The sequence below is a fragment of the Phenylobacterium sp. genome (assembly GCF_035276905.1).
GTDB lineage: Bacteria > Pseudomonadota > Alphaproteobacteria > Caulobacterales > Caulobacteraceae > Phenylobacterium.
Genome location: NZ_DATELG010000439.1, coordinates 1 through 4,957 on the forward strand (window position 1 = coordinate 1; position 4,957 = coordinate 4,957).

Sequence of the window (4,957 nt, forward strand, 5' to 3'; positions counted from 1 at the left end):
CTTCGTCGAGGAAGTCGCGGCCTGGCATCCGGAGGCGGAGGGCAAGCCGGTCGTCGTCGCCAACTGCCAGGCGGGCTGGCAGACGATGATGATGGCGGCGATGAAGCCGGACATCGCAGGTCCGATCCTGCTGGCCGGAGCGCCGCTGTCCTATTGGGCCGGCGTGCGCGGCAAGAATCCGATGCGCTACAGCGGCGGCGTGCTCGGCGGCTCGTGCTGGACCGCCCTCGCCGGGGACCTCGGCTGCGGCCTGTTCGACGGCGCCGCGCTGGTCGCCAACTTCGAGTCGATGAACCCGGCCAACACGCTCTGGCAAAAGCCCTACAACGTCTACGCCAAGGCCGACACCGAAGGCGCGCGGTTCCTCGACTTCGAGACCTGGTGGGGCAGCCCGGTGCTGCTGAACGCCGGCGAGATGCAGTGGATCGCCGACAACCTGTTCATCGGCAACAAGCTGGCCACCGGCGCGCTGCGCACCGCGGAGGGCGTTCGGATCGACCTGCGCAACATCCGCTCGCCGATCATCGTCTTCTGCTCCTGGGGCGACGACATCACGCCGCCGCAGCAGGCGCTGGGCTGGATCACCGACGTCTACGACCACGAGCGCGAGATCGCCGCCAACGGGCAGACGATCGTCTATTGCCTGCACCAGTCGATCGGCCATCTCGGCATCTTCGTCTCGGGCAAGGTGGCGACGCGCGAGCACCGCGAGTTCGCCACCTGCATGGAACTGATCGATCTGGCGCCGCCCGGCCTCTACGAGGCGATGATCACCGACGTCGGCCCCGGCGTCGCCCACCCCGAACTGATCGACGGCCGCTACCTCTTCCGGCTGGAGCCGCGGCGGGTGGAGGACGTGCGCGCGATCGTCGGCGACAACCCGAAGGACGACCTTCGCTTCGCCGCCTCGGCGCGGGTCTCCGACGTCGGCCTGGCGTTCTATCGCCGGCTCGTCCAGCCGACCGTCCAGGCCATGGTGCGCGAGCCGGCGGCCGAGGCGATGCGGGCGATGCACCCGAACCGGCTGCGGTTCGCGGCCTTCTCCGACCGCAACCCGCTGATGGCGGGCGTGGGCAAGCTGGCGCAGGCCGTGCGCGAGGCGCGCCTGCCGGCCGCGGCGGACAATCCCCTGCTGGCTCTGGAGAAGAGCGCCTCGGACTGCATCAGCGCCACGCTGGAGGCTTGGGGCAAGGCGCGGGACGCCTGGACCGAGACCCTCTTCCTGAGCACCTACGGCTCGCCGCTGGTGCAGGCGGCGGTCGGGCTGGGCGAGATGGAGACGCCGCGTCCGCAGCGCATCGAGCGCGACCTGGTGCGCGAGGCCGACGAGGCGCAGCGGCGGGCGGAGCTTGAGACCCGGTTCGAGACCGGCGGCCCCGTCGAGGCGGCGTCGCGGGCGCTCATCTACGTCAGCGAACCCAACGGCGGCTTCGACGAGCGCGGCTTCAACATGCTGAAGCAGATCCGCGCGAACCTGCCGGCGGCGGTCCGACGGCCGATGGGAAAGCTGAAGCAGATGCTGAAGGAACAGTCGCAGCTGGTGCGTTTAGACGAGGAGCGCGCCATCCAGGCGATTCCCAAGCTGCTGGACGATGGCGGCGAGCAGCGCGAGACGGCGCTCAAGGCCCTTCACGAGATCGTCGAGGCGGGCGAGGCCTTGCCCGACGAGTGCCGGCGGCGGCTGGCGCGCGTCGACGCCCTCTTCAACGGCAAGGGCGGGGAGGCGGTCCATGGCTGACATCGCCGGCATCCAGCCCACGGGCCACGAGAAGTTCCGTCGCCTCGTGCGGGCGGCGCAGGCCTATCCCCCCGCCAGGACCGCGGTCGCGCACCCTTGCGACGCCGTCTCGCTGGAGAGCGCGGTGGAGGCGGCGAAGCTCAGGCTGATCGATCCGATCCTGGTCGGGCCGCAGGCCCGGGTCCGCGACGTCGCCGCGCGGGCGTCGCTGGACATCACGCCCTTCGAGGTCGTCGATTCCGCTCACAGCCACGACTCGGCGGCCAAGGCGGTCGAACTGGTGCGCTGCGGGCGGGCCGAGACCCTGATGAAGGGCAGCCTGCACACCGACGAGGTGATGGGCGCGGTGGTCGCCCGTGAGACGGGCCTGCGCACCGCCCGCAAGATCAGCCACTGCTTCATCATGGATGTGCCGGGCCAGCCGCAGCCGCTGGTGATCACCGACGCCGCGGTGATGATCTCGCCGACCCTGGAGGACAAGGTCGACATCGTGCAGAACGCCATCGACCTGGTGCACGCCATGGGGATCAAGGAGGTTCGCGTCGCGATCCTGAGCGCGATGGAGACGGTCAATCCCAAGGTGCCCTCGACGGTCGAGGCGGCGGCCCTGTGCAAGATGGCTGACCGCGGCCAGATCACCGGCGGCCTGCTCGACGGGCCGCTGGCGCTCGACAACGCCATCAATCCCGAGGCGGCCGAGCTGAAGAAGATCGTCTCACCGGTCGCCGGCCGGGCGAACGTGCTGGTGGTTCCCGACCTGGAGGCCGGCAACATGCTCGCCAAGAGCCTGTCGTTCCTGGCCGGCGCCGACGCCGCCGGCATCGTCATGGGCGCACGGGCGCCGATCATCCTGACCAGCCGGGCCGACGCGCTGCTGACGCGCCTGGCCTCCTGCGCCGTGGCGCTTCTGGTGGCGGCCGCTCGCCGCGCCGACGCCGACGCGGCCATCGTCTCGTAGGGAGCCGGCCATGAGCGAGGGCGTCCACCCCATCCTGGCGGGCCGCAAGGCCCTGATCGTCGGCGTGGCCAACGACAGCTCGATCGCCTACGGCTGCGCCCGGGCGTTCCGCGCCGCCGGCGCGCAGCTGGCCATCACCTGGCTGAACGAGAAGGCGCGGCCCCACGTCGAGCCGCTGGCGAGGGAGCTGGGCGCCGAGATCACCGCGCCGCTCGACGTCTCGGCGCCGGGCCAGCTGGAGGCGGTGTTCGACCAGGTCCGAGCGCGCTGGGGCAAGCTCGACAGCCTGGTGCATTCGATCGCCTACGCGCCGAAGGAGGACCTGCGGGGCGGGCTGCTCGACTGCTCGGCGGAGGGGTTCGCCAAGGCGATGGACATCTCCTGCCACTCCTTCATCCGCATGGCGCGGCTGGCCGCGCCGCTGATGACCGACGGCGGGACCATGTTCGCGATGAGCTACTACGGGGCCAATCGCGTGGTGCCCAACTACAATGTCATGGGGCCGGTGAAGGCGGCGCTGGAGGCGGCCTGCCGCTACCTCGCCTACGAGCTCGGGCCGGCCGGGATCCGTGTCCATCCGATTTCGCCGGGGCCGCTGAAGACGCGGGCCGCTTCAGGGCTGAAGGACTTCGAGCTGATGCTCAACGACGCGGCGCAGAGAGCGCCCTTGGGCGAGCTGGTGGACGTCATGGACGTGGGCTGCGCCTGCGCCTACCTGGCCTCCGACTTCGCCCGGCGCATCACCGCCGACACGGTGTACATCGACGGCGGCGCGAACGTGGTCGCCTGAGGGCCAGGACCGGGCCCTCTGCGGAGTGCACCCGATGGTCCCGGCCGGTCGGTCCGCATAGCCTCGCGTTGAGCTTGCGGAGTTCTGGCCATGGCACGGAACGATCAGGCCGCCGCCGACGCGCGGCCGAAGATGAAGAACAAGGAATACCTGAAGGAGCTGGAAAAGCTTCAGGTCGAGCTCTGCTACGTGCAGGACTGGGTCAAGGAGACCGGCGCACGGGTGATCATCGTCTTCGAGGGGCGCGACGCCGCCGGCAAGGGCGGGATCATCAAGGCGATCACCGAGCGGGTCAGTCCGCGCGTCTTCCGGGTGGTGGCGCTGCCCGCGCCGACCGATCGCGAGAAGTCGCAGATGTACCTCCAGCGGTACATGGAGCACTTTCCCGCCGGCGGCGAGATCGTGATCTTCGACCGCAGCTGGTACAATCGCGCCGGCGTCGAATACGTCATGGGCTTTTGCACCAAGGATCAGCACGACCACTTCCTGGAGCAGTGCCCTGCGGTGGAGGGCTACGTCGTCCAGTCCGGCATCATCCTGATCAAGATCTGGCTCGAGGTGGGGATGGAGGAGCAGGAGCGGCGCTTCGACGCGCGCATCAGCGACCCTTTGCGGCAGTGGAAGCTGAGCCCGATGGACGTGGAGTCCTACTCGCGCTGGTACGAGTACTCGCGGGCCCGCGACCTCATGCTGGAGGCGACCGACGTGCCGCACGCGCCGTGGTTCATTCTGCGCTCCGACGTAAAGAAGCGCGCGCGGCTGAACGGCATCGCCCACATCCTGTCGCGCATCCCCTACGAGCCGGTGAAGCGCCCGCAGGTGAAGCTGCCGAAGCGCTCCAACAAGGAGAAGTACGACGACCAGGCGCCCCTGCGCGGGCGGCGGTTCATCGAGGAGCGGTTTTGAAGGCCTGACAGCTCCCCCGTTTCACGGTGGAGCATCTTGGCGCTGAGATCCTCCACCGCAAAGCGGGGGAGGTGGATCGCGAAGCGAGCCGGAGGGGGCGTCGCGGCATATGCGATACCCCCACCCCCTCAGGGGAGGATCCTACGGCTTCACCCCGTCATCGCCAGGTCGGCTTCGACCAGACGCACGATGTCGGCGGCGTTCAGGCCGGCGGCGGCGTACTGCCGGTGCTGGTCGTCGTGGTCCTGGAACTCGTCCGGCAGGGTCAGCGTGCGGACCTTCAGGCCGGGGCGCATCAGGTCGGCGTTGACGAGGTAGTCCAGCACCCGGCTGCCGAAGCCGCCGCTCGAGCCTTCCTCGAGGGTGATCAGCATGCGGTGGCTGCGGGTCAGCTTGCGCACCAGCGCCTCGTCCAGCGGCTTGGCGAAGCGGGCGTCGGCGACGGTGGCGAAGACGCCCTTGGCCTGCAGCTGCTCGGCCGCGGCCAGCGCCGGATGCAGCCGCGTGCCCAGGCTCAGGATCGCCACGTCGCGGCCCTCGCGCACGATGCGGCCCTTGCCGATCT

5 protein-coding genes are annotated in these 4,957 nt (G+C 69.8%); 4 read left to right on the top strand and 1 reads right to left on the bottom strand.

The window, feature by feature from the left end; translation table 11 throughout:
- The 4 genes from VJS38_RS20870 to ppk2 all read left to right on the top strand — a co-directional run.
- Positions 1 to 1,738 (top strand): DUF3141 domain-containing protein (locus VJS38_RS20870; protein ID WP_324090072.1); only part of this gene is annotated, 1,738 nt, incomplete at its 5' end.
- A complete protein-coding gene (locus tag VJS38_RS20875; protein ID WP_324090073.1) occupies positions 1,731 to 2,696 on the top strand; it encodes a phosphate acetyltransferase in 966 nt (321 codons plus the stop codon). The genes VJS38_RS20870 and VJS38_RS20875, both read left to right, overlap by 8 nt.
- Before the next feature lie 10 nt (positions 2,697 to 2,706).
- Positions 2,707 to 3,486, top strand: coding sequence for an enoyl-ACP reductase FabI (gene fabI, locus VJS38_RS20880; protein ID WP_324090074.1), 780 nt, complete (start codon positions 2,707 to 2,709; stop codon positions 3,484 to 3,486).
- Between the two features lie 90 nt (positions 3,487 to 3,576).
- The gene (gene ppk2 / locus VJS38_RS20885) at positions 3,577 to 4,392 is read left to right on the top strand and encodes a polyphosphate kinase 2 (RefSeq protein ID WP_324090075.1); all 816 of its coding nucleotides are present in this window, start codon (positions 3,577 to 3,579) and stop codon (positions 4,390 to 4,392) included.
- A gap of 149 nt (positions 4,393 to 4,541) precedes the next feature.
- On the opposite strand, the gene VJS38_RS20890 is transcribed toward ppk2, so the two are convergent.
- The coding region (locus tag VJS38_RS20890; protein ID WP_324090076.1) for a transketolase C-terminal domain-containing protein at positions 4,542 to 4,957 on the bottom strand (416 nt) is incomplete at its 5' end.